22 protein-coding genes are annotated in these 21,757 nt (G+C 70.7%); 7 read left to right on the top strand and 15 right to left on the bottom strand.

The genetic code is table 11. The features are described 5' to 3' along the window. Positions 1-21: 21 nt before the first annotated feature. From AWQ70_RS08680 to AWQ70_RS41935, 6 genes are all read right to left on the bottom strand, one after another. Positions 22-903, bottom strand: coding sequence for a glycosyltransferase family 2 protein (locus AWQ70_RS08680; protein WP_157529953.1), 882 nt, complete (start codon positions 901-903; stop codon positions 22-24). Positions 904-1,105: 202 nt separating this feature from the next. Next, positions 1,106-1,864, bottom strand: a complete 759-nt coding sequence (locus AWQ70_RS08675) for a CDP-alcohol phosphatidyltransferase family protein (protein ID WP_067172534.1) — start codon at positions 1,862-1,864, stop codon at positions 1,106-1,108. Further along, positions 1,842-2,882, bottom strand: coding sequence for an iron-containing alcohol dehydrogenase family protein (locus AWQ70_RS08670; protein ID WP_067172532.1), 1,041 nt, complete (start codon positions 2,880-2,882; stop codon positions 1,842-1,844). The genes AWQ70_RS08675 and AWQ70_RS08670 overlap by 23 nt, the downstream gene beginning before the upstream one ends. Before the next feature lie 147 nt (positions 2,883-3,029). Beyond that, a complete protein-coding gene (locus tag AWQ70_RS08665) occupies positions 3,030-3,761 on the bottom strand; it encodes a phosphocholine cytidylyltransferase family protein (protein WP_067172530.1) in 732 nt (243 codons plus the stop codon). A 119-nt stretch (positions 3,762-3,880) separates the two neighbouring features. Beyond that, the gene (locus AWQ70_RS41940; RefSeq protein ID WP_067172528.1) at positions 3,881-4,504 is read right to left on the bottom strand and encodes a DUF5941 domain-containing protein; all 624 of its coding nucleotides are present in this window, start codon (positions 4,502-4,504) and stop codon (positions 3,881-3,883) included. 13 nt (positions 4,505-4,517) lie between these two features. Further along, a complete protein-coding gene (locus AWQ70_RS41935; RefSeq protein WP_281196860.1) occupies positions 4,518-6,071 on the bottom strand; it encodes a CDP-alcohol phosphatidyltransferase family protein in 1,554 nt (517 codons plus the stop codon). 103 nt (positions 6,072-6,174) lie between these two features. On the opposite strand from AWQ70_RS41935, the gene AWQ70_RS08650 reads away from it, so the two are divergent. Both AWQ70_RS08650 and AWQ70_RS08645 read left to right on the top strand, forming a co-directional pair. Next, positions 6,175-7,581, top strand: coding sequence for a bifunctional cytidylyltransferase/SDR family oxidoreductase (locus tag AWQ70_RS08650; RefSeq protein ID WP_067172526.1), 1,407 nt, complete (start codon positions 6,175-6,177; stop codon positions 7,579-7,581). An 18-nt stretch (positions 7,582-7,599) separates the two neighbouring features. Continuing rightward, a complete protein-coding gene (locus AWQ70_RS08645; protein WP_067172524.1) occupies positions 7,600-9,375 on the top strand; it encodes a CDP-glycerol glycerophosphotransferase family protein in 1,776 nt (591 codons plus the stop codon). A 3-nt stretch (positions 9,376-9,378) separates the two neighbouring features. Here the strand turns inward: AWQ70_RS08645 and AWQ70_RS08640 are convergent, their stop codons facing one another. Further along, the gene (locus tag AWQ70_RS08640) at positions 9,379-10,575 is read right to left on the bottom strand and encodes a glycosyltransferase family 2 protein (protein WP_505794577.1); all 1,197 of its coding nucleotides are present in this window, start codon (positions 10,573-10,575) and stop codon (positions 9,379-9,381) included. Between AWQ70_RS08640 and AWQ70_RS08635 the strand changes: the two genes are divergently transcribed. After that, positions 10,502-12,016, top strand: coding sequence for an LCP family protein (locus AWQ70_RS08635; protein ID WP_067172520.1), 1,515 nt, complete (start codon positions 10,502-10,504; stop codon positions 12,014-12,016). The genes AWQ70_RS08640 and AWQ70_RS08635 overlap by 74 nt on opposite strands. Before the next feature lie 15 nt (positions 12,017-12,031). Here AWQ70_RS08635 and AWQ70_RS08630 read toward each other — a convergent pair whose 3' ends face one another. Both AWQ70_RS08630 and AWQ70_RS08625 read right to left on the bottom strand, forming a co-directional pair. Next, the gene (locus AWQ70_RS08630; RefSeq protein ID WP_218004465.1) at positions 12,032-13,246 is read right to left on the bottom strand and encodes an MFS transporter; all 1,215 of its coding nucleotides are present in this window, start codon (positions 13,244-13,246) and stop codon (positions 12,032-12,034) included. A gap of 188 nt (positions 13,247-13,434) precedes the next feature. Further along, positions 13,435-14,169 (bottom strand): TetR/AcrR family transcriptional regulator, encoded by a 735-nt coding sequence (locus AWQ70_RS08625; protein WP_084516665.1) that lies wholly within the window; start codon positions 14,167-14,169, stop codon positions 13,435-13,437. An 82-nt stretch (positions 14,170-14,251) separates the two neighbouring features. Between AWQ70_RS08625 and atpB the strand changes: the two genes are divergently transcribed. Then, positions 14,252-15,040 (top strand): F0F1 ATP synthase subunit A, encoded by a 789-nt coding sequence (gene atpB / locus AWQ70_RS08620; protein ID WP_067172516.1) that lies wholly within the window; start codon positions 14,252-14,254, stop codon positions 15,038-15,040. Positions 15,041-15,336: 296 nt separating this feature from the next. Here the strand turns inward: atpB and AWQ70_RS08615 are convergent, their stop codons facing one another. Further along, positions 15,337-15,648 carry a hypothetical protein gene (locus tag AWQ70_RS08615; RefSeq protein WP_067172515.1) on the bottom strand — a complete coding sequence of 104 codons (312 nt, stop codon included), beginning with the start codon at positions 15,646-15,648 and terminating at the stop codon, positions 15,337-15,339. Positions 15,649-15,791: 143 nt separating this feature from the next. Here AWQ70_RS08615 and AWQ70_RS08610 point away from each other — a divergent pair, with 143 nt between their 5' ends. After that, on the top strand, positions 15,792-16,091 hold the full coding sequence (locus tag AWQ70_RS08610; RefSeq protein ID WP_245646847.1) for a hypothetical protein: 300 nt from the start codon (positions 15,792-15,794) through the stop codon (positions 16,089-16,091). A 261-nt stretch (positions 16,092-16,352) separates the two neighbouring features. Then, complete coding sequence (locus tag AWQ70_RS08605; RefSeq protein WP_067172755.1) at positions 16,353-16,958, top strand: DUF1707 SHOCT-like domain-containing protein; 606 nt, start codon at positions 16,353-16,355, stop codon at positions 16,956-16,958. Between the two features lie 204 nt (positions 16,959-17,162). Here the strand turns inward: AWQ70_RS08605 and AWQ70_RS08600 are convergent, their stop codons facing one another. The 4 genes from AWQ70_RS08600 to AWQ70_RS38680 all read right to left on the bottom strand — a co-directional run bounded on the left by AWQ70_RS08600 (position 17,163) and on the right by AWQ70_RS38680 (position 19,555). Then, a complete protein-coding gene (locus tag AWQ70_RS08600; protein ID WP_157529951.1) occupies positions 17,163-17,636 on the bottom strand; it encodes a hypothetical protein in 474 nt (157 codons plus the stop codon). Positions 17,637-17,945: 309 nt separating this feature from the next. Beyond that, positions 17,946-18,341, bottom strand: a complete 396-nt coding sequence (locus AWQ70_RS08595; protein ID WP_157529950.1) for a hypothetical protein — start codon at positions 18,339-18,341, stop codon at positions 17,946-17,948. Positions 18,342-18,565: 224 nt separating this feature from the next. Beyond that, positions 18,566-18,841, bottom strand: a complete 276-nt coding sequence (locus AWQ70_RS40430; RefSeq protein ID WP_218004464.1) for a hypothetical protein — start codon at positions 18,839-18,841, stop codon at positions 18,566-18,568. 255 nt (positions 18,842-19,096) lie between these two features. Next, a complete protein-coding gene (locus AWQ70_RS38680) occupies positions 19,097-19,555 on the bottom strand; it encodes a hypothetical protein (protein WP_157529949.1) in 459 nt (152 codons plus the stop codon). A gap of 157 nt (positions 19,556-19,712) precedes the next feature. On the opposite strand from AWQ70_RS38680, the gene AWQ70_RS08585 reads away from it, so the two are divergent. After that, positions 19,713-20,369, top strand: coding sequence for a TetR/AcrR family transcriptional regulator (locus AWQ70_RS08585; protein ID WP_067172509.1), 657 nt, complete (start codon positions 19,713-19,715; stop codon positions 20,367-20,369). A 137-nt stretch (positions 20,370-20,506) separates the two neighbouring features. Here AWQ70_RS08585 and AWQ70_RS08580 read toward each other — a convergent pair whose 3' ends face one another. Then, a complete protein-coding gene (locus AWQ70_RS08580) occupies positions 20,507-21,562 on the bottom strand; it encodes a serine hydrolase domain-containing protein (protein WP_067172508.1) in 1,056 nt (351 codons plus the stop codon). Positions 21,563-21,757 lie beyond the last annotated feature (195 nt).

The raw sequence follows: 21,757 nt of genomic DNA, 5'->3' as shown, positions 1-21,757 counted from the left end.
TGAGCCGCCTGTACGGAGTCGCTAGACGATCGGCGGGCGGCCGAGGCGGAGCATCCGCCACGCCGTGCGCCACGCCATCGGCCGGCGCTCGCCCGCGGGCTCGCGCAGCCCCTCGCGGAAGCCTTTGAACCAGGCCTTCAGCGACGCCGCCGACCGCTCGCGCAGCAGGGTGAGGACGATCCAGTTGCCCAGGTACAGCACGGCGAGCGGCCAGGGGAGGTTCCTGCGCGCCAGCCACACCCGGTTGCGGGCGTTCAGCCGGAAGAAGTCGGCGTGCCGGGTCGGGAGCACCAGCGGGTGGTACATGACGGTCCGCGCGTCGTATTCGATCCGGTAGCCCTCGCCCAGCAGCCGCCAGGCCAGGTCGGTCTCCTCGTGCGCGTAGAAGAACCGCTCGGGCAGCCCGCCGACCTGCAGGTAGGCCGACCGCCTGATCGCGCAGGCGCCGCCGAGGAACGTGGTGACCGGCGAGGAACGCTCGGGGTCGCCGGCACGGAGCCGGGGGACGTGCCGCCGCTGCACCGAGCCGCCGTCGGGATCCATCACGCGGAAGGAGATCACCGCGAGGTCGGGCTCGGAGGCGAAGCGCTCGCGGACGTGCGCGACCAGCTTGTCGTCGGCGTACCATCCGTCGTCGTCGAGGAACAGCACGACGTCGCCCGAGCACTCCTGGACGCCGCGGTTGCGGCCCATGGGGATGCCCGCGTTGTGGCCGATCCGTACGGTCTTGACCGTCGCGGCGGAGCCGGGTCGCGGCCGGGCCGTGAGCTCCGGCACGTCCGCGCCGTTTCCGACGACCACCACTTCGACGTCGCCGTCGGTCTGCGAGAGCGCGGACTCGACCGCGCGGTCCAGTTCGACGACCCTGTTCCCCATGGTGAGGATGACGCACGAAATCTTCACCGCGTCATCGCCTCGACGCGTGGCTGCGGGCACACGATTTCATGATCACCGAGTCTGTACGGCCGAACCATCCCGGACCTGTCTGGTTTACTGCGCAACAAGGGTATCGGAACGGAAACCGAAGCCCCACCAAACACTCGGACGCGGCGAGCGGCCTCCGGGTTCCCCGCTTTCCCTCCCGTGGACGTCGAGAAGACCGGGATCACGACAGCCGCCGCGACGCCAGGATGCTGACGAGGTGCAGCACGAGCTGGAGACCCGCGATCACCGCGCAGGCGACGGTCAGGATCCGCGTGGCCGGGAACCAGAAGTCGAGCACCGCGGCGACCACCACGATCAGGGACAGCTCGACGGCCTGGATGACGCGGTGGAAGCGCAGCGCGGCGGCGACCTTCCGCGCCGCGCCGAGCCCGCGGGACTGGAACTGGCCCGCGGACGCCTCGGTGGCGGCCACCAGTCCGGACCGCGCCCTGGCGACGTCCACCAGGTCGGTCTCGGCCTTGATCAGGATCGCGCCGAGCGCGGCCGCGACGCCGAGCACGGTGTACCAGTCGGGCAGCACCTCCGACGCCCGGAAGCCCAGGCCGATGAGCAGCGCCGCCTCGGCGAGGTAGTGGCCCACCCGGTCGAGGTAGACCCCGGCGATCGAGGTGCGGCCGGTCCACCGGGCCAGCTCGCCGTCGGAGCAGTCGAGCAGCAGGTAGACCTGGATCAGCACCGCGGCGCCGACGGCGGCCCAGAGCCCGGGAAGCGCGAGCACGGCTCCCGCGAGCACGCCGCAAAGGATCATCAGGCCGGTGACCTGGTTGGGCGTGATCGGGGTCTTGGCCAGCACCCAGGTCGCGTAGATGGACAGTTTCCGCATGTACAGCAGGCCGGCCCAGTGCTCGCCGCTGCGGCGGTCCATGGTGGTCTGCGGCTGCGCGACCGCGCGCAGCTCAGCGACCGACGGCGCGGACATAGTCCTCCACCCTCGCCTTGACCTCGGTCTCCGACAGACGGAGGTGTTCGAGGATGGTATACCTGCCGGGCCGCGTCGACGGAGCCAACATCACCGCGTCGGTGAACTGCTCGACCGACAGGCCGAGGTCTCCGGGGGTGACGGGAAGCGCGTGCCGTCTCAGGCAGTCGGTGACCTGGTCGAGGCGGCGCGCGTCCTCCCGAAGGAAGAAGCAGAACGCCGCGCCCACACCGGCGATCTCGCCGTGGTTGGACGTTCCGGGAAAAAGCTGATCCACGGCATGAAGGATCTCATGGTCACCACCGCTCGAAGGACGGCTCGACCCCGCCACGACCATCGCCATGCCGCTGAGGATCAGCGACTCGGCGAGGACGGTGAGGAACCCGTCGGACTCGATCGAGTCGGAACGGCCGACCACCGCCTCGGCGGCCGTGCGCGCCATGGAGACGGCGACGCCGTCGATGGGCTCGCCGCGTTCGGCGTTGCCGAGCTGCCAGTCCTCGATCGCGGACAGGTTGCTCACGACGTCGCCCACCCCGGAACGGACCAGGGCCTCCGGCGCGTCGTGCACGAAGTCGAGGTCCACCATGATCGCGAGCGGCATGGGCACCCCGAAGGAGCCCTTGCCGCCGTCGTGGACGAGGGAGGCGACCGGCGAGCAGATGCCGTCGTGCGAGAGGTTCGTGGCGACCGCCACCATCGGGATGCCGGCGAGGGACGCGGCGTACTTGGTCGCGTCGATGGTCTTGCCGCCGCCGATGCCGATGACCGCTTCGTACGCCCCCTTCCGCAGGTCGGCGCCGAGGGAGACGGCGGCGTCCACCGAGCCGTCGGGCACCCGGAAGATCCGGGCCTCGCCCAGGGACGGCGTGATCACCTCCGCGATCTTGTCACCCTGGCTCACCCCGACCGCGACGGCGACGCGGCCTGAGGTGGCGACCCGGCTGTCGGACAGCAGCACACCGAGCTGCGCGATCGCGCCCCGCCGGACCTCCATCATGAGGGGGGCGGGGAGCATCCTGGCCAGAATCGGCAAGAGCGTCTCCTTAGGTCACGGGAACGTGGGCACCGGAGGGGGCGGCGTCCAGGGGGGTGCGTCGCGCGGCGGCGGGGCGCCGCTCCCGGCGGCGCGACGGCGCGGGGAACGACCCGAGGAGCGCCGGACCTAGTAGCGGCACGCGATCTCGCGCGCCCTGGCCAGGTCGTCGTGGTTGTCCACCTCGACCCAGTCGACCTTGCCGATCGGGGCGACGGAGATCTTCTCGCCCCGGGCGACCATCTCCTGGTAGCCGTCCTCGTAGTAGAGCTGCGGGTCGCGCTCGAAGGTGGCGCGCAGCGCGTCGGCCAGCCGCTCGGCCGCGCCCGGGCGGATCAGCGTGGCGCCGATGTACTCGCCGTACGCCTCGGCCGGGTCCATCAGCTTGGTGATGCGCCGGAGGCTGCCGCCGTCGAGTGTGACCTTCATCTCCTCGTCGGCCAGGACCTTCACGTCGTCGACCGCGAGGAGGACGTCGCTGGTGTGGTCCGCCGACAGCAGGGTCTCCTCGACCGAGACGGGGTGCACGGTGTCGCCGTTGACCAGCAGCGCGCCCTGCGCGAAGTGGTCGCGGGCGCACCACAGGGAGTAGGCGTTGTTCCACTCCTCGGCCTTGTCGTTGTGCACGAGGGTGAGCTTCACACCGTGCCTGCGCTCCAGGTCCGCCTGGCGCTCGTGTACGGCCTGCGCCTGGTAGCCGACGACGACGACGACATCGCGCAGGTCGACCGCGGCGAGGTTGCGCAGGGCGATGTCGAGGATCGTGGTCTCGCCGTCGACCGGCACGAGCGCCTTGGGCAGCGTGTCGGTGTACGGCCGCAGGCGGCGTCCGGCTCCGGCGGCCAGCACCATTCCCAGCAACGTGCACTCCTAGAGTCGATCGACTGACAGTAACCCCAAAGATTAGTTGCCTTTGTGCCCTGATCGTGTAATCCGTACGTGAGGCGGGGTTCATCCGCCGTGGTCCGGACCCGTTCCGGTCAGTCCCCGGCGCCGAGATCGGCCGCCTCGACGCCCGACCGCGGCGCCGCGAGCCAGCAGGTCACGCTCTCCCAGCAGAACAGGCCCCAGAGGTACAGGCAGAGCAGCGCGAACATCGCGGTGACCAGGTCGAGGGCGCCGCCGATCGCGACGGCGAGCATCCGGCCCTCCCAGCCCAGCCCGGCCGGAGCCAGCCACGGCGGCGGATAGACGTGCTGCCGCACCCGGTACACCGTGTCGTAGTGGTGGAACACGATCGCGCCGAGCAACGCGAAGATCAGCAGTGGTGGGACTCCGTGCGCGAAGCCGACGGAGGCGACGAAGCCGTACTCGGTCAGCCGCAGGATCGGCGGGACCAGCCAGTCGAGCCGTCCGTCGTGCCGGTGGGAGCTGCCCGGACCGGCGAGCAGCAGGGCCACCGCGGGGGCGAAGACCGCCAGGCCGTCGGTGGCCGCGACGCCGACGGCGAGCAGCACCCCGGTGACGAAGGCCCCGGCGACGGCGGGCGGCAGCGGCGGGAGCTGGCCCGCGACCAGCGCGCCCATCCCCCGGGACAGCGCCCCGTCGTCCCGGTAGGCGACGACCGCGCTGCGCGGCACCGGCGTCATGTGGACGAAGATCATGCCCGCTCCCCGCTCATGTGAGGGACCTGCCGACGCGGCCGGCCAGCGTGTAGGCGAGCGCCAGCGCGCCCCAGCCGATCAGGGCGAGGAACGTCACCCTGGCGTTGAACACGGCGGCGGTGACGGCGATGAGCGCCATACGCTCGCCGATGGGCAGCACGACCACCTTCTTCGCCCACCGGGTGGCCACGCCCAGGTCGAGCCGCCGGGACAGCCAGGCCACCCGGCTCGCGACGCTGCCGTCCGTCGCGGCGCCGGCCCCGCCCTTTCTGAGCCCGCCGCCCGGGTCGTCCAGGTGCGGCAGGTCCGAGGCGACGGAGAGGGGGAGCGGCGGGCGCTCGCCGTCCCGGGTCGCGTCCGCCAGGCCGCCCGCGTACGAGAAGTCGATCATGTGCCGGAGGGCCTGCAGCAGCATGGCGGCGACCGCGAGCGCCCAGATGCCGCCCGGCCCGGTCTCCCCGGCCTGGACGCTTCCGGCGTACCCGATGGCGAGCCCGGCGTAGACGAGGTACTCCTTCACCCGGTCGAAGGTGGCGTCGAGCCAGGCGCCCAGCGGCGAGAAGCTCCGTGTGTACCGGGCGAGCTGGCCGTCCACGCAGTCGAGCGCGAACGACAGCAGGAGCGCCGCCGCCCCGGCGATCTGGGCCCCCCGCTCCCCCGCCGTGAACCAGACCGCCGCGACCACGGCCAGGCCGACCGAGACGCCGGTGATCGCGTTGGGCGTCATGCGCAGCCGCGCGGCGAGCCGTACGAGATGGGGGGACCAGGTGCTCACGCAGTAGGTGGCGAACAGGCCGTCGTCGGACTTGACGGCGGCCCGCAGCCGGGCCGCGCGCTCGTCCACATCGGAGAGGCGGCGCACCGCCTCGTCGGCCGCCCCCTGGCTCGTCACCCGCGCGCAGTGCAGCCCGCCCAGCGGCGCGGCCCGTACGGGGACCCCGGCGCGGACCAGTCCGGCGAGCAGCAGGTCGGCCACCTCGGTGTCGCCCGCCCGGCCGAGCCCGCGGTTCTGGGCGAGGTCGGCGAGCTCCTCGGCCACGTCGGCGAGGCTCGCGAGGTGGGCCTCGCCGACCTGGAGGACGCCGTGGAAGGCGGCGTCGGGCGCCTCGACCCGGTGGAAGGAGTTGCCCGCCGCCGCGATGCGCCCCTTCCGGGTGCGTACGGGCGGCAGGGGCGGCGCGGCGGGGCCGGGGGCGACCAGCGCCCGCGAGCCGCGTGAGGGATGGTCGAGCACCGCCGCCAGGGCCTCGGTGTGGGCCACGAGATCGCCGTACAGCACGGCGATCGGGCCGCTGGAGGCCCGGGCCGCCTTGGCGACGGCGCGCAGGTCGTCGGCGAGGCCGCCGCCGGTGTCCTCGGTTCGGGCGACCACCTGGACCTCTCGGACGGACAGCGTGCGGAGCTGGGCGGTGAGACGGTCGAGCAGGGTGGCCTTCCCGGACGTCAGGCGCGCCGCGGGCGTCGTCGCGAAGATCACGGCGACGGCGCCCGACGCGGCCCCGGGTCTGGTGCCGGGCGCTCCCCGGGCCGCTGGTGCCTCCATCGTCTCCCACTCCGCTGTGATCACTTCGGGTCCACACCGCAACGTAACCGAGTGATCACGGGGTGGCAATGCCATTCGGCAGCGGTTCGCGAACGGCCTGCGGGTATGGTCAGTGCGGGGAGGCATCATGATCGCGAAATCGCGTCTGCGTACGGTTGGGGTCGTGCTGGCCGGCGGGGTCGGCCAGCGGGTGGGGCTGAACACCCCCAAGCAACTCATCAAGGTCGCCGGCAGGACGATCCTGGAGCACACGCTCTCCGTGTTCGACGGCCATCCGGAGATCGACGAGGTCGTCGTGCTGATGACCCCCGGTTTCACGGACGAGGTCGCCTCCCTGGTCGAGCGGAACGGCTACGGCAAGGTCACCAAGATCCTCGAAGGGGGCGCGAGCCGCACCGAGACCACGTGGCGCGCGCTCCAGGCGCTCGGCGACGAGGAGTGCGACGTGCTGCTGCACGACGCGGTCCGCCCGCTCGTCGAGCCGCGCATCATCAGCGACTGCGTGGCCGCGCTCGCCCGCTACGAGGCGGTGGACGTGGCCATCCCCTCGTCCGACACCGTCGTCGTGGCCGTCCCCGGGCCGCGCGGCGAGATCATCCGCGACATCCCCGACCGTTCGCGGCTGCGGCGCGGCCAGACCCCTCAGTGCTTCCGGCTGTCGGTCATCCGCGCCGCGTACGAGCGGGCCTTCGCCGACCCCGACTTCGACAAGCTGCCCGCGACCGACGACTGCGGCGTCGTGCTGCGCTACCTCCCCGACGTGCCGATCTACCTCGTGCCGGGCAGCGAGCACAACATGAAGGTCACCCACCCGGTCGACGTGTTCATCGCCGACAAGCTGTTCCAGCTCGCCGAGAGCACCGCCCCCGCGCCGTCCGAGGAGGGCTACCACGAGGCGCTGCGCGGCAGGTGCCTGGTCGTCTTCGGCGGCAGCTACGGCATCGGCGCCGACATCGTGCGGCTCGCCCGCGGCTACGGCGCGACCGTCCACTCCTTCTCCCGCACCGTCAACGGCGTGCGCGTCCAGGACTCCGCGGCCGTCGAGGACGCGCTCGCCGGCGTGTACGCCGAAACGGGCCGCATCGACTACGTGGTCAACACGGCGGCCGTCCTGCACATGGGCAAGCTGGGCGAGGCCGACCACTCCACCATCGAGGAGACGGTCGGCGTCAACTACCTCGGCCCGGTCAACATCGCCCGCGCCTCGTTCAAGTACCTGGCGGAGACGCGCGGCCAGCTCCTGCTCTACACCTCCTCGTCGTACACGCGGGGGCGGGCCGACTACAGCCTCTACTCCTCGACCAAGGCCGCGGTCGTCAACCTCACCCAGGCACTCGCGGACGAGTGGGCCGACCAGGGCGTGCGGGTCAACTGCGTCAATCCCGAGCGCACCGCCACGCCGATGCGGTTGCGGGCCTTCGGCGACGAACCGGCCGGAACGTTGCTCTCGTCGGCCGCGGTCGCCCGCACCAGCCTGGACGTGCTCATCTCCCGACTCACGGGACACGTCATCGACGTGCGTCTGACGAGGTGAGTGGGTAGGCAGCGGTGCATGGGGGCATCGTTCACGGGGAGAAACGCGCTGCTCGGCGGGGTGGTGCTGGCGTTCTATCCGGCGCTCACGGCGGCCGCGCTGTACCCGCTTCCGTGGGTCTTCGCGGTGCTGGCGCCGCTGTCGTACGGGGCGGAGGCGGCGCTGCCGGCCCGCGCCGCGGAACGGCTCGGCCGGCTCCAGCTCCCGGCCACGCTGCGCTTCCTGATGCGCGAGATGGCGGCCGTGCTGCTGCTCGCCAGGACGGCGGGCGCGGACTCCACGTGGTTCGCGCTCCTCGCGGGCGGGCTGTTCCTGTTCCACTGGACGCGGGCGGCGCACAGCGGGCTGGCCACGTACCTGAACCGGTGCCACAACCTGAAGCCGGTGGACACCAGGAACGTCGACGTCGCCTTCCCGCCCGCGCCGCCTGAGACGCTGGTCAACTGGCGCGGCGCGCGTCTGCTGTACCTGGACGCGCTGCCGGTGGCGACGGCCGCGTTCGGCGCGCTGACCGGGAACGACTGGCTGGGCGCGGCCGGGGCGGGGGCCGCGCTCGCACTGGAGGCCGCAGCCGTGCTGGCCCTGTCCGTCCACGTCCGGCGGGCCGCGCCGCTGGCCGACCGGCGCGGCGTCATCGCGGCCGTGGACGAGCGGGTCCGCGCGTACCGGCCCGAGGTGCTGCTGTACTTCTCCGGCCCGGCCGACTCGGCCTACCAGGCCACGATGTGGCTGGGCCCGCTGGAGCGCATCAGCGCGCGGGCGCTGGTGGTGCTGCGGGAGCGGGAGCTGCTCGGGGCGCTGGGCGAGACGACGCTCCCCGTGTTGTGCATCCCCTCCGCGGTCGACATGATGAACTTCCGCGGCCTGGACACCGCGCGGGTCGCCCTGTTCGCCTCCAACGTCGGCAACAACATCCACATGTTGCGGACGCCGGGCGTCGTCAGCGTCTTCATCGGGCACGGCGACAGCGACAAGGAGGCGTCGTTCAACCCCTTCACCAAGGTGTACGACGAGGTGTGGGTCGCCGGTCCCGCCGGGCGGGACCGCTACCGCCGCGCCGGGGTCGGCGTGCGCGACGAGGCGATCGTGGAGGTCGGCCGCCCCCAGCTCGCCGGCGTGCGGCGGACCGGCCCCGGCCTGCCGTACCCGAGCGTCCTGTACGCCCCCACATGGGAGGGATGGACGGACGACCTGTTCCACACCTCGGTGATCACGATGGGGCCGGCGCTGGTGCGCGAGCTGCTCGCCCTCGGCGTGCGGGTGATCTACAAGCCGCACCCGCTCACCGGCCACCGCTCCGCAGCCGCGCGCCGGGCGCACGCCGCGATCATGCGGACGCTGCGCGACGCCGGTGACGGAGCCGTGCCGCACCTGGCGGTGACCGGCGACGAACCGCACCTGTACGAGTGCTTCAACCGAGCCGACCTGCTGATCAGCGACATCTCCAGCGTGATCGCCGACTTCCTGGCGAGCGGCAAGCCGTACGCGGTCACGAACGTCGCCGGGCTGCCCGAGCGGGAGTTCCGGGAGCGGTATCCGACGGCGGCCGCGGCCTACCTGATCGGGCCGGACCGGGCGGAGCTGCCCGGCGTGGTGTCGCGGATCCGTCCGGAGGAGGACGTCCTGGCGGAGGCCCGGCGCGAGCTGAGGGGCCACCTGCTCGGGCCGGACCACCCGGACGCGCTCACCCGGTTCGACGAGGCCGTGACCGCCGCCCGCGCGAGGGCGGGCGGCGGCGAGGCGGCGGCCGCGGCGGGCCGCAGCCTCGCGACGGCCGGCGACGAGGTCGCCTAGGGACTATTCGCCGTAGGGGTTCCGAACGGGGGTGCCCGTTCCCTGCGGCGCGGGGCGCGGCTTGCTGAGCCGTGGCGGGCTGGTCAGGAAGCCCGTGCCCCACGAGACGTGCATCGTGGCGTAGACCAGCGGCAGCCGGGCGAGCGCGGCGGCCGACAGCCCGCGCCCGGTGAGCACGGACCCGGCCAGGATCGCCGCGAGGTACGCCCCGGGGACGAGCAGGCCGGGCCAGAAGAACGGCGACACCACGATGCCGAGCACCATGGCGAGCACCGCCGCGGGCGGCGCGAGGTAGCGCAGGTTGATGGTCCCCTGGTGGGTCCGGGAGACCACCCGCCGCCAGCGGCCGTAGTGGAAGTACTGCTTGGCCAGGGCGCGGGCGTTCGGCCGGGGGCGGTAGGACACCCGCATCCGGGGCTGGAAGTAGACCAGGCCGCCGGTCTCCCGGATGCGGTGGTTCATCTCCCAGTCCTGGGCGCGCTGGAAGTGCTCGTCGTAGCCGCCGACCCGCTCCAGCGCCTCCCTCCGGAAGACGCCGAGATAGACGGTGTCGGCGGGGCCGGCCTGGCCGCCGGTGTGGAACCGGGCGTTGCCGACGCCGATCTTGGAGGTCATCGCGCACGCGACGGCCTCCTCGAACGGGGTGACGCCCTCGGCGGCCATGATGCCGCCGACGTTGTCCGCGCCGGTCTGTTCCAGGGTCTCGACGGCGGTGGCCAGGTAGTCGGGCGGGAGCATGGCGTGCCCGTCCACCCTGGCGACGATCGGATTGCGGGACGCGGCGATGGCCGCGTTGAGCGCGTTGGGCGTGCGGCCGGTGGGGTTCGGCACGACGACGACGCGCGGGTCGGCCGCGGCGATCGCGTCCGCGACCTCCTGCGTGCGGTCGTGGGACGGGCCGACGCTGAGGACGACCTCGATCGGGCCCTCGTACTGTTGGGCGAGGACCTGCCGTACGGCTTCAGCCAGGTGCCGCTCCTCGTTGAGCACCGGCATGATGACCGAAATCGGCGGCCAGACGCGCGAGGGCGACTGGCTCATTTGTGGCGAGTCGGGGAAGGGCTTCATGGCCTGGCTCACGCTACTGTACGTGGGGGCGGAGACGGCAACCGAAAGGTGACCGCGGATGCGTGGCGACCACGAGGAGGACTCCGGCGCTCGTGAGGAGGACTCCGGCGTTCGCGTGGGGGGCGACGGCAACGGCGGGGTCAGGCTCGCGGCCAGGCGGGCCAGGCGCGGGCGCGCCGGTCTCCGGTCGCTGATCATCTCCGGCTCGCTCTCGACGGCGGTGCTGCTCGGCTCCGGGGCGTTGTGGGCGATCCCCAATTACGCGGCCAGCCAGATCAGGTCGGTGGACGCGGGCACCGAGGCGTCGGCGCCGCAGGGCGCGATGAACATCCTCCTGGTCGGCCTGGACAAGCGGGACGACCTCAGCCGGCGGCAGCAGAACGAGCTCCACCTGGGCCGCGAGGAGGGCCAGCGCACCGACACGATGATGGTCATCCACCTGTCGGAGGACCATCGGAAGATCACGGTCGTCAGCCTCCCCCGAGACAGCTGGACCGAGGTCCCCGGCTACGGCACCCACAAGATCAACTCCGCGTACCAGTACGGCGGGGCGAAGCTCGCGGTCCGCACCGTCCAGCAGGCGACCGGCCTCAAGATCAACCACTATGTCGAGGTCAACATCCTGGGCTTCATCGACGTGGTGGAGTCCCTCGGCGGCGTCACCGTCTGCACCCCGGTCGCGATCAACGACCCGAAGACCAAACTGAATCTCCAGCCCGGGACGTACGAGCTCAACGGCGCGAACGCGCTCGCGTACGCGCGCACCCGGGCGACGGCGCGTTCCGACCTCGACCGGATCGACCGCCAGCAGCAGGTGATCTCGGCGCTCATCCAGAAGGCCATGAGCGGGGGCACGCTGACCAACCCGGCCAGGCTCACCGGTCTGGTCAACTCGACGCTCAAGACGCTGACCGTGGACGACGCCCTGAAGAAGGACGTGGTCGGCCTCGCCGGTCAGCTCAAGGACGTCTCCACCGACGACGTGACCTTCGTGACCGTCCCCCTGTCCGACGTCGACTTCATGACGCCGACCAAGGAGTCCGCCGTCCTGTGGGACAAGAAGGCCGCGCGGGAGCTGTTCCAGCGGATCGACTCCGACCAGCCGCTCGCCGGCCCGACCGCCGCCGCGTCGCCCTCGGCCAAGGCGTCGCCCTCGGCCAAGCCGTCGCCGTCCGCGTCCCCGTCGCTCACCATCCCGCCGGAGCGCATCGCCGTCCGCGTGCTGAACGGCACGCTGATCACCGGGCTCGGCGCCAGGACCAAGGCCGCGCTGGTCGGGGCCGGGTTCATGGTGCCCGCCGCGCCGGGCGACACCGCCAACCGCGACTTCACCACCACCGTGGTCCGGTACGCCAAGGGCCGTGAGGACTCGGCCCGCACCGTCGCCGCCGCGATCCCCGGCGCCGAGCTGCGCGAGGCGGACGTCCAGGGCATCGAGGTCGTCGTGGGCCAGACCCACAACACGGTCAAGAAGGTGAAGGTCACCGTGCCCGCCGCCGAGCCCACCGCGGACGCGACACCCACGCCCACGCCGTCGGCGAAGACGGCCACCGAGAACATCTGCAAGAAGTGACCCGCCCGGCCGCGCTCACGCCGTCTCGGCCAGCCGGCGCTCCGGGCGCGGCTGCCGTACGGGCGTGAACACGGCGGCGACGGCGACCAGCAGGCAGGCCGTCCCCGCGGCCACGTACACCGCGGCGGCGCCGTAACGGCCGGCGGCTGCGGTGAGCACGGCCGCGCCGATCGGCCCGAGGGCCGAGTGGATGGTCCAGAACGCGGACGTGACCCGTCCGAGCAGGTGGTCGGGGGTGACCTCCTGGCGCAGCGACATGGAGCAGATCCCCGCCAGGGCCGTGGCGAACGTGACCGCCGTCAGCAACGCGACGACGGGGGCGACGTGACCCGCCACGGCCAGCCAGACCACGGCGATCCCGGCGAGCGCGTGCGCGGCGATCCAGCAGGGACCGAAGCCGAATCTCCTGCGTACGCGGGCGACCAGCGCGGACGCGGCGACGGTGCCCACGGAGGAGGTCGCGAGGACCGTCCCCACGGCGGCGTCCGTCTGGCCGAGGTCGCGTTTGAGGTGGTAGATGGTGACATCCGTCAGGCCGAGCATGACGAAGCCGAAGACGGACAGCAGCACGGTCAGCGAGCGCAACACCGGGTGCCGCCACAGGAACCCGGCGCCGTCCAGGAACCCGCGCAGGGGCGCCGCCGCCGGGCCGGGCGCCGTGGCGCTCCGGGTCCCCGGCCGCACGAAGCACAGACCGAGCGCGGAGGCGGCGAAGCTCGCCGCGTCGACGGCGATCGCGACGGAAGGACCGAAGGCCCCCGCCACCGCGCCGGCCAGCGCCAGCCCCAGCACTCCGGCGATGGAGTACGACGCGGAGAGGCGGCCGTTGGCCTCGGTGATCCGGTCCGGCTCCACGAGTGCGGGCACCACGGTCACGTAGGTGACCTGGAACGTCATGGCGAAGCACGCGCCGATGGGCACGATGACGTACAGCAGCCACACCTGCGGGCCGAAGAGCCACACGATCGGGATGAGCGCGTACAGGAGGGCCCGCGCGACATCGCAGGTGATCAGCACCGCCCGGCGGTTCAGGCGGTCGGCGACGACCCCGGCGAAGAGCCCCGTGATGATCGACGCCGTCCCGGACAGGCCGGTCAGCAGGCCCATCTGCAGTACGGAACCCGTCGCCTTGAGCGCGAGCAGCGGGATCGCGATCATCGTGAACGTGTCACCGGCCACGGACAGCGTCTGAGCGACCAGGAAGATCGTGAACCCGCGGTTCCTCCGCACGGGACGGCGCCTCCGATTACGTCTCGGCCGATGGTCATCCGGCCGTGTCGACCGGATGATCGCCGCACCACGCTAACGGCGGCGCGGTCCGGCCGTCAGCTCCTTGATCATGTCCGTCCGCGCCCGGTCGCGTCCGGACCCCGCCGACAAGGAGCCGCCGCTCGTCTTCCACAGGGCGGAGCGGCCGCTCAGCCGTCGGATTCCGGCAGCCTCGCCTCGATGCCGTCCAGCACGCGCTCAAGCCCGTACTCGAACCGCTCCTCGATGTCGGCGTACGCGCGGCCGCCCTCGGTCGCCATCCTGGCGATCATGGGATGGTCGCCGCTCGCGATGACGGCCATCATGAACGGCGCCTGGAGGGCCGTCCACTCCTTCAGGTCGAGGCCGGTGCGGCGCAGCGCCTCGGCCTCGGCCAGCTCGCTCTGCACGAACCCGTTGACGTACGCGAAGACCGCCCCGATGAGCGTCAACATCTCGTCGACGCCGAGGCCCAGGCCGTCCACCATGCGGAGGGACGCCTCCAGGAGCCGCAGTCGGTTGGGGCTCGCGCCCTGGCGGTTCGCCGCCAACGGCGCCAGCCAGGGATGTCGCAGCATGGTCCGCCGGGCCCGCCGGGCGAGCGCGCCGAGATCGGCCTTCCAGTCACCGCTGATGACGGCGTCCTCCGGGAGGTACTGCGCGACGACGGAGTCGACCATCAGCTCGATCACGTCGTCCTTGCCGGAGACGTAGCGGTAGAGCGACATGGTCCCCGCACCGATCTCGGCCGCGAGCCGCCGCATCGAGATGGCCTCCAGCCCCTCGGCGTCCGCGACGCGTACCGCCGCCTCGGTGAGCGCGGCCCGGCTGAAGCTCGGCTGCGGCCCCCGGGCCGACCGCTCCGGACGCATCCACAGGTTCTCCGGCACTTTCCACCGCCCCATTGCGTACGCCGTACCTGGTTGAGTATGGTCGAAAAGCAAGTGAGTACGCCGTACCCAGTTTTCTGGACCGCGAGGAGCGCCGGTGGCGATTCACCTGGCAGATGACGTGTTCCGGGCCCCGGGCGTGGGGCTGTTCGACTTCCCGCCGCTGTGGGAGAGCGCGCCGTTCTGGCTGACCAAACCGGTCGTGCTGGCCGTCGCCGGGGCGCTCGTGGTGTGCGCGCTCGCGTGGGCCGCCTTCGCCAGGCCGACCCTCGTCCCCGGGAGGATCCAGAACGCGGGCGAGCTCGTCTACCTCTTCGTCCGCGACCAGGTGGCCCGGCCGTTCCTCGGCAAGGACGCCGACCGCTGGATGCCGCTGCTGCTCAGCCTGTTCTGCCTGATCCTGCTCTGGAACTTCATCGGGGTGGTCCCGGGGCTCCAGTTCCCGGTCAACTCCCACATCGCGTTCCCGATCGTGTTCGCGTTCGTCGCGTACGCCACCAAGATCTATCTGGGGATCAGGCACCAGGGCCTGGTGGGCTATTTCCGGAACCTGATGTTCCCGCCGGGCCTGCCCAAGCCGCTGGCCCTGCTGCTGTACGCGCCGCTCGAACTGCTCTACACGTTCGTCACCGCGCCGTTCACGCACGCCGTACGGCTGTTCGCCAACATGTTCGCCGGGCACCTGCTGCTGGCGTTCTTCAGCGCCGCCGGATTCTGGCTCCTGTACGAGCATCCGTCCCTGGCGGGAGCGCCCGTGGGAGTCCTGAGCGTGGCCGTCGCGGTCGCGATGACGGCGTTCGAGATCTTCATCCAGTTCCTGCAGGCGTTCCTGTTCACCCTGCTCACGGCCATGTACATCGGCGCCTCCCTCCACCCCGAGCACTGATCCCCCGGCCCCGTACGGACCCGCACCCCTCGCGGCCGCCTCCTCAGCGAGCCGTTCCCCCACCCCGGCCAGTGGCCCCCGAGAGCGCCGCCCGTCCCCCACGTTCTCCGCACGGAACCCGGGGTCCTGGCCGCCACTCACTTACGCGATTCGGTAGAGACGGTCGAGATCGATCAACAGGACACGGTCGTCACCCGCCGCAACGGCCTTCATTACAGAACCGTAGTTCCCGGAAGTATGGTTCTGTATATCGAGGCGGAGGAGCAGCGGTCGCCCCGGCCAGCAGGAAGTGCCCGTTAGCGTTCGGAGTCGTGGCCGGCGTCCGTCTCGGCGATCTCGACGTGCCGCCGATGCCAGGAGACCAGCCGCTCGGCGAAGCCGTCCGCATTCCTCGGCACCGGATCCAGACCGAAATGCTCCTCAAGCTCATGCCAGAGGTATTCGCTGAGCTCCGCCACACCGGCTCCCCGGGAAAGCCTGCTGAGAATCGGTCCGATGAGGCAGTCGTACTCATCGGGGGGGAAGTCCAGCTCCTCGTCGTAGACACCGATGGGGTCCCACCGGTTGAGCAGATATCGCAACTCGTCTTGCAGATCAGGCGGGTTCACCTGACGCGGTCTCACCGACGCCGCGAATTCACGCCACCGCCCCAACGCGGCCGGGCTTACGCTTCCCGGGATCTTCTCTGTGCGCTCCCGACGAACAGGCGGTGACCGCGATGCTTCCGAAGAAGGGCTCCCGCCTCATCACTGTGAGTGATGTTCCTTACCGCTGGCGCGTCCGCCACAAGCCCACCTACTGCCAAGGGAACGGCTGGACCCCCATGACCTTCGCGGTCGAACTCGCGGAGAAGCCGGGCAACGTCCTTCTCGTCACCCTCCCCTACGCCAGACCCGACAACTGGCTCCTCGAACGATCGGTGAGCGTTCGCCCCGCCCTCGTCGCGCGGTGCGTCCGTAGAGCGATCAACGAGGGATGGGCGCCGCACGCCCCTGGCTCCGCGCACCGTCTGGAGCTCGCACGCGACGAGGTTCGCGCCCATCAGCCCTAGCTCTCGCGAGCAGGCGTCTGTTTCGCGGGAGACGCGCGGACGCGCAGGGCCTACGCCACCTGGTGGGACCGGTCATCGGACGCGAGCGACGCCCGGCCTTGTCGGAGTGGCCGGCGTCCACGGTTCGGTCGTCGTCTCCACGCTGTCTCAACCGGCCGACGGGCTCACGGCCGTCCTGACGGCGACGACATCCGACTCTGGGCTCTCGACGATCTCCGTACGGAGATGAAGCCGGAATAAATGAGAACTATCGTGACCAGCATGGAAAATCCCCCTTCGCGTAGGGAACCCCAGATGCCGCACCTGCGCGCCTCGGACAGCAACAGGGAGCAGGTCGCCGCCATGCTCGCCGATGCCCTGAGCACCGGTCAGCTGAGCCACGACGAGTACTCCGAGCGCCTGGACTCGCTCTACCAGGCCAAGACCGTGGGGGAGCTCGAGATCCTCACCCACGACCTGCAGGTCGACCGGCGCCGCCCGGCCGCGTCCCCGGTGTCCTTCTCGGCCGACGCGAGCTCCGAGCCCGAGAACGTCGTCGCCATCTTCGGCGGCGCCGACCGCAAGGGCCGCTGGCGCGTACGCCGACGGACCAGGGCGCTGGCCCTCTTCGGCGGCATGCGGTTCGACCTGACCGACGCCGAGTTCGAGGCGAAGGAGGTCGAGATCACGATCACCGCGATCTTCGGCGGGGCCGAGATCATCGTGCCCGAGGGGGTGGAGGTGCGCTGCCATGGCGTCGGCGTCTTCGGTGGCTTCGACGTGAACGGAAGCCCGGACGTCGACCCGTCGGCGCCGGTGGTCGTGGTGAAGGGTCTGGCACTGTTCGGCGGAGTGGGCGGCAAGATCCGGCACCGCCGCGAGCGCTGAGCGACGTACCTGGGCGCGCCGGGGACTCCTGCCCGGAGTCGGCGGACCCCGCCCCCCAATCGGGGAAGGCGGGGTTCTCGCATGTCGCCCCCTGCTTGAGGAGCCGGCGGGCCATGACCACGCGCCGGATCCGGTCCGACGCCGTCGCCGGATCCGCGAGCCGCAGTCGACGGTACGGCTCGGAGCGTTCAGAGCGTCCGGCTGTCAACACCAGCCCCCGCCTTCCGGGGAAGAGCTCACGTCCACGTCGTAGTCATCGGCGTGCTCCTCCCCTATCGCTTCCGGGATCCACACCGAGAGCTCGACCGTCCTCCCGCCGACGGATTTGGTGAAGCAGCCCACCCCTTCACCGTCGTCCTCGGGAGGGGGCGTCCACCCGTCCCTGATCGCGGCCTCTCTGTAGAAGGACAGCAGTTCGGCTCGCGGACCCGAGGCACGGTAGGTCTGCACGACGGTCGTTATCCGGTCATCGTTCTCACAGGAGCTACTGCGCCCCTCCTGGGGCGTCGCGCCTGCCGGATGAGCGTCGAGAATGCCAAGTGCGGCCAGGGAGGCGGCGAGCCGGTCATCCTCAGCGCCACATCCATAGGTCAATATCCAGGAGGCGAAGGGGGCGACCGCAACAACGCCGAGCACCATATAGACGGCCACGAGCACCGCAATCGTCGAGCGCTTCATGATCGGCAGATTAGCGCCGCCGCGCATTCCTCAACAATTACGCATTTGGCCGTCCTGGAATGCACCGGGGACCACTTGATTACCAAAGAACGGCGGGCTCGTCGTTTTGACTCGCCGCCCTGGCCGGGGCGGTAGCGGGGCCGGTGGCGCATGGTCGTGCGTGAGACGGTGTCGCTCCATCCATTGCTCTACAGCGGCGGACCGCCGTCGCCGATAGGATGCGGGAGAGGGCGTGTCGGCGATCGGCGTCGTACGCCGGCGCTCTCGCTGAATCCGTGATGCGGCGAAATCCGGGCCGCGTCGATGCTCTCAATAGCTGTCGCTCCAGCGGTACCACGGGCCTTGTACGTGCTCGAATAACGATGCCGCGGCGTCTTCGGGATCATCGGTCGGCGGGCTCTTCGGACTCCAGACGTAGCCGTAGGGATCGATGCCGGGCATGGAGGAGTCACCCAGCTTGAAGTACACGCGGTCTCCGTCACGGAAAACGTCCTCGAAAAGGAACATTCCGATCTCTTGGGGCTCTTCCTTTGTCCGGTCACCGGGCCCCGCGGTCCTGGCCACCTCTTCCATGCTCTCGACAGATCGCCGAAAACGTTCATCATCGGAGATTCCGCACGACGCGACGGCTGCCAGGACGACGCCCGCCAGCAACGTCGCCGTTCCTCGCCTGTACGCCGTCCACGAAGCGATCGGGTTGCTCACTTGGCGACACCACCTCCAGCCCGGTCTTCGGATCCGCCTCGTCCACCCGGCTCCGCCTTCACCCAGCGGGTGGAAAGATCGGCCGCGGACCCGCCTCCCGAACCAAGAGGCGGGATTCTCACACGTCAACCCCTGGTTGAGGAGCCGGCGGGGCCATGACCATGTGCTCAATCTGATCTCCGATGTGCGATCAGGCTATCGGCGCTACAGGAAGAGCGGATATGTCAACGCTTCCCGCCCTGCTCAGATGGTGAATGCGGATCGGCGGCCTGTGACCGCCTGCGGATCCGGAAGACCGGATACCGGTGCGCGATCGCCTCGAACTCCGACAGCGGCGCCCGCCGATCCACAATGATCTGGGGCCGCGCGCCAGGAGCGACGGCGAGATAGCGACGTATCACGGGAGCACGCCGCTCCACCGGAATCTCTTCCAGCGTGACCGCCTCACGGCCACGACGGCGCAGGACGGCGCGCCCACCTGCGGCGCGGACGTTGCGCACCCAGTTCGCGTTCGACGAACGACTGGATGAGCCGATTCATCGCGCCCCCTCGGGAGCGGGCCGCAATGAGCGATTCCCTTGCCATGACATCCCGGCTCAGCCGACGATCCGCCGTAGGCGGCCGTCGCCGGTCTCTCGCTTTGTCGGCAATGGGACGGTGGTTCAGCGGTTGCAGCAGCCGATGACTCGGGAAGGTCATGGCTCCGGGTTTTCCGCGGCGACCGTTCGCGGAGGGGCCGGTGGTCACGCATTCGGTCATGCCCGCGATGTCGGCCGCGACCTCCTCCACAGCAGCGCGACCGCCAGGAGTCCTGCCAGGGACGGCAGCATCCCGACCCAGCCGAGCAACGGCGGCAGGCCCGTGTCTCCGGAGGTGTCCCTCACGAGCAGGTCGAACAGGGCGATGCCCGAACCGAGCACGAACACCAGGGTCGCGACGCCGCGGGCCCACCGCTTGCCCGTCCCGGCCGCCCAGATGGTGCCGAACCAACACATGACGCCGAGTGCTCCGACAACCGACAGGCAGACAAGCCATGTCATGACGGCGGTGTCGATGCGCTCCTGCGTGAAGGTGGGATAGCCGGCCCGGATGTGGCCGGCCAGCACGTTGCCGGCGCCGAGGTCGATCCACGGGACGATCACGGCGACGACGGTGAGCCCGAGGCCCGCGTACATCGCGCCGATCGCTGGTCGATCATGACGGGTCTTCGTCATCGAACTGTCTCCTTCGAAGTAACCGCACGCACCGCGCACAACCGGCGAGCCAGGTGGTCGCTCCCCCGCTCTGCGCGCTACCTACACCGTAGGTATTACCTACGGTGTAGAATATAGGTCTACGGTGTAGGTTGAGCAAGGCGCGAGAGGGCGACGAGTGGCGAAACGCACGCAGGGCAAACCGGCCGGGCTGAGCCGCCGGCGGATCGCCGCCGCAGCCGTGGACCTCGTCGATCGTGAGGGTCTGGAATCATTCGGGGTGCGGCGCCTGGCATCCGAACTCGGCGTCGATCCGATGTCGATCTACAACCACATCAAGGGCAAGGCAGCGCTCCTGGACGCCATCTCCGAGGCCGTCCTGACCGAGGTCTCGGCCGCGGCCGCGCAGTGGCCGGACGACTGGATGGGCATCGCGCGCACGATGGCCCGCGCATACCGGGACATGGCGATACGCCATCCCCGGATCTCCCCGTTGCTGGCGACCCGGGCGCAGACCTCGGCGGTGGCCCTTGAGGCACTCGAGCGACTGACCGCGGCGATGCGTCGCGCCGGGATCGCGGACCAGGCGATCGCGGACGCCCCCCTGGTTCTCTTCGGATTCCTCAACGGGTATCTGCTCGCCACCTTGAGCGGGAATCCCGGCGGAACCGATGACCCCGCGACGGGCGTGGCCCAACCCGCGTTCGATCCGGCCCCGTATCCGACCCTGGCCGCCCTGGCTCCCCTGCAAGCCGGGTTCGGTGGCGAGGACGAGTTCGAGCGGATGCTGGAAACGGTCTTGGCCGGCATCGCCCAGCGTGCGGCCGGAGCGTAGGCGACGCGTTCATCGCCAGGTTCGCGGCGCGGCACGCCGCAGGGCCTGCGGCCCCAGTGATCGTTCAGCGTGGCAATCAGGAGACAGCGAACCCCGCCCCCCGAATACGGGAAGCGGAGTTTCTGCACGTCAAAGGTCTAGTCGGGAATCGGGCCAAGCCCGAGAACGGCGCGCAGAGCGTTCTCCAGGTCAGTGGCGCGATCGAACTCGCCGGCATGGCCGGTGAGGAAGGCGAAAGTGTAGCCAGCGGCGGCGCCGGCATAGTTGCCGCCCAGGCCGCCCATGCCGTAGTCGTCACCATCGATGCCGAAGCCCAGCCCCCAGGTCGCCTGTGCCCCGAAAACCGCGTCCACCCCCGAGCATTGGGCGGTGGTGGCCTCGGCGAGCAGGTCGGCTGACAGGAGCCGCGGCAACGCGGAGTAGAACCCCGCGGCTGCCCGGGCGGTGCCGTGGCCGTTGACAGCGGGGATCTCGGCGGCCCGCCAGGCGGCGGAATTGACCACAGCCGGGTCCTGGGCACCGAGCGGATTGCCGATAGCCCGGCGGTAGAGGTCGGGTTTGCCGTCCAGCGCGGCGGCCCGGTAGGCCGAGGTCAAGCCGGTCAGCTCGATCGCCCGTGCCTGTTCAGCGGGGCCGAGGCCGATGTGGAAGTCCAGCTCGTGCGGGCCGCAGACCTCCTCAGCGAGAAAGCGGCCGAGCGTCCGCCCGTCGGTGCGCCGGACCAGTTCGCCGACCAGGTGCCCGTAAAACAGCGCCGACTCTCCGTGCGCGGTGCCCGGCTCCCACGACGGCTCCTGCTCGGCAAGAAGCGCGCACATCCGATCCCAGTCGTAGAAGGTCTCGGTGGATACCGGCTGGTCCAGTGCCACCACACCCGCCTGGTGCGACAGGACATGTCGTACGGTCGCCGGCGCGGTGAACTCGGGCCAGTACCGCCGCATCGGCGCGTCCAACTCCAGCACGCCCCGGTCCACGAGGAGCAACACACAGACCGCCGCGAACGGTTTGGTCACGGAGTACGGCATGACGATGCTGTCGCGTGACCAGCCGGGCCCGCCCCACAGGTCGATGATCCATCGGCCGTCCAACTGGGCGGCAACCGCCGCCCCCGCTCCCCCGGCCTGCCGCTTCAGCACATCGGCGAAAACGTCCCGTACCTGCTCGAAACCCGGTTCCACCGTTCCGTTGACCATGGCCCTCACCTTAGGAGCGGGCAGGCGATTTCGTGCTCACTCCCGGTGCGAAGGAGTTGAAGATCAGCGCCTGCGGCGGAGCCGGAGACCCGAGTCGGTGCCGGGTCATCCATGACGAATCCCGAAAGGACGTACGGCTGGGGAAGCCGCGCGAGACCGCCCATGAGCCGTTCCTTCAACACCGGATCGCGAGCC

The sequence above is a fragment of the Microtetraspora niveoalba genome, assembly GCF_001570405.1.
Taxonomy (GTDB): Bacteria; Actinomycetota; Actinomycetes; order Streptosporangiales; family Streptosporangiaceae; genus Microtetraspora; species Microtetraspora niveoalba.
The sequence above is the reverse complement of the archived record's forward strand: the minus strand, read 5'-3'. Positions and strand labels throughout refer to the sequence as shown.